This is a genomic window from Caballeronia sp. M23-90, from assembly GCF_053574605.1.
This window is the reverse complement of record NZ_JBSIPA010000934.1, coordinates 1-755: the sequence shown is the minus strand read 5'-3', so window position 1 is coordinate 755 and position 755 is coordinate 1. Positions and strand designations below refer to the sequence as shown.

The window sequence follows — 755 nt, the reverse complement described above, 5'->3', positions numbered from 1 at the left end:
TAGCAGCCGGTCGCTCGTCCGACCATGCTGGTTCTGACGCCCACGCGCGAACTCGCCATGCAGGTTACCGCTGCTGCAACCACGTACGGCAAGCACCTGCGCCGGCTGCGTACCGTCAGCATCCTGGGTGGCGTTGCCTATGGCCAGCAATTGATGCTGCTCGCGAAGAACCCGGAAATCCTGGTTGCAACGCCGGGCCGTCTGCTGGATCACCTGGAACGCGGCCGTATTGACCTGTCGCAACTGCAAATGCTCGTGCTCGACGAAGCCGACCGCATGCTGGACATGGGTTTCATCGACGACATCGAGACCATTGTTGCCGCTACGCCCGCTTCGCGTCAGACGCTGCTGTTCTCGGCGACCATCGACGGCAAGATCAGCTCGCTGACCGGCCGCCTGTTGAAGAACCCGGAACGCATCGAGATCATTCAAAAGCTCGAAGCACAGAACAACATTGCGCAGACAGTGCATTACGTCGATGACCGCGATCACAAGGATCGCCTGCTCGACCATCTGCTGCGCGATGAAGGCCTCGACCAGGCTATCGTTTTCACGGCAACCAAGAACGACGCTGACCAACTGGCTATCCGTCTGTCGGACGCTGGTTTTGAATCGGCTGCACTGCACGGCGATCTGCCGCAAGGCGCGCGTAACCGCACGATCCGTGCGCTGCGTGAACGCAAGGTGCGCGTGCTGGTGGCAACCGATGTCGCGGCTCGCGGTATCGACATCCCCGGCATCACGCACGTGTTCAA

At 60.9% G+C, this 755-nt stretch carries 1 pseudogene; it reads left to right on the top strand.

What is annotated here, in order from left to right:
* Nucleotides 1-755: pseudogene (locus tag ACRXB1_RS37120) on the top strand (DEAD/DEAH box helicase); the annotation flags it as partial.